The organism is Streptococcus sp. 17.1, from assembly GCF_016648655.1.
GTDB lineage: Bacteria > Bacillota > Bacilli > Lactobacillales > Streptococcaceae > Streptococcus > Streptococcus salivarius_E.
The window spans coordinates 1-1940 of the sequence record NZ_JACLQM010000046.1 but is presented as its reverse complement, the minus strand read 5'-3'; the positions used below and the strand labels follow the sequence as shown (position 1 = coordinate 1940).

Below are 1940 nucleotides of genomic sequence, written 5' to 3'. Positions count from 1 at the left end.
AGTGTTACAACTGAGAATTCGTCACCAACAACTAGTGATACTGATACCCCTAATTCTCAAGTTCCCTCTGCTGAAAAGAATATCACGGGTGGTCAATGGTATAGTGATGAACAAGGCAATTGGCATTACAAAAAAGATGACAAGGATCTGACAGGTCCAAACCTAATTGATGGACAGCATGTCTATTTTGACAAGGATGGTAAACAGGTCAAAGGAAACTTTGCCCAAGATGGACATTATTATGATGGTGAACTTGGACATCTAACAACTGAATCTTTTGTTACTACTGGCGATAACCACTGGTATTATGTAGATAAGACAGGTGAAAAAGTGACTGGCCTTCAAGAAATTGGAGACAAAACTTACCACTTTAATGACAAGGGGCTTCAAACAAAAGGGCAAAGAGTGGTTGTTGATGGAAAAGGATATTATTTCCATCCTGAAAATGGCGAACTTTGGAATAATAAGATTGCCCTCTACCATAGTACTCGCTACATTAACGGAACCAGCGACGACATTTATTACTACTATGACAATGACGGTAATATTTACACTGGCCCTAAAACCATCGACGGTAAAGAGTACTACTTCCAACCAGACATGGTCTATTATTCTAAATTCAAGAATCCTGATGGTACTGAAAGTTATTACAATGAACAGGGACAAAAAGTCTATAATGGCTGGGGTAAAATCAGATACATGTACCTGAGAGGATACCTCTGGACACCTTCTGTTTATGCTGATGAAAATGGACATGTTGTCCATGGATTCAAGCGAATTAATGGACAACTCTACTATTTTGATGAATCTGGTTCACTAAGAGATGATGTCCCTGGCAGCCCAAACCCACTGTTCCAAGTTGATGGAAACTGGTACTATGCTCAGTTTTCTAAATACATTAACGGCGTAAGAGGTGCTATCCTCACCAATGCTTTCACTTTTATTGCTGTAGATGATAGATACCCAACATCAATTGCAGATGAAAATGGTAAATTGACTCCAGTTACAGCCAAAAATAGTTATGTTACTGCTGGAGGTAAATGGTACTATGTTGATAAATCTAGTTATCCTTTAAAGGGCGAACAAGTGATAGATTATGTCAATGTCTACTTCCGTGATGACTATTCTCAAGTTAAAGGTGACTTTGCGCCAAACGGCCATTATTATGATAAAGATAGTGGAGCCCTCGTTACCAACCGTTATGTCGAAAAAGATGGCAAGTGGTACTATGTCAATGATAAGGGCGATAAATTAATTGGTGCTCAAACTATAGATGGTGTAGAAGTCTATTTTGATAAAGACGGTGTCCAAGCCAAAGGTATTTTTGCCAATGCTGATCATTTTTATGACAAAGACACAGGTGCTGCTGTCCGAGACCAAATCGTCGAAGTCGATGGCAAACGCTATTATGTTGGTCAAGATGGTAGAAAAGTTTACTCAGGAACACATATTGTTCATGGTGAAGAAGTGAATCTTATCGTTGGAGATGGTCATCAAGGCTTCGGAGAATTCACATACTACGCAGATAGTGGAGACTATATCGGATTTGATGGTAAAAAGGTTACAAAAGCTGGTTTCGTTAAAACCAAAGATAATCACTGGTATTATTTAGACGGTAAGGGAAACAAATTAGTCTCCGTTCAAGTTATCGATGGCGAACTCTACTACTTTGGACTTCCTACTCGTAAATACTACTACGGAATGCAAAGTAGAGGTGAGCTCATCTATGCGTATTACAGTGATACTATCCCTAACAGCAGCCACATCTACTATCTGGATGAAGCAACAGGCGCTGCTCTTAAAAATCAGTACCATGAATGGGAAGGTAGTTGGTATTACTTTGGTCCAAACTGGTACGCCTTGACCGGTGAACAAACCATTGACAATGTCCCAGTCTACTTCCACAGTAACGGTAAACAAGCCAAAGGTGAACTAGTCAC

1 protein-coding gene is annotated in these 1940 nt (G+C 39.6%); it reads left to right on the top strand.

Going from position 1 to position 1940, the window contains the following annotated elements:
• A partial coding sequence (locus H7T99_RS10500; RefSeq protein ID WP_201035998.1) for a glucosyl transferase occupies positions 1–1940 on the top strand: 1940 nt, incomplete at both ends.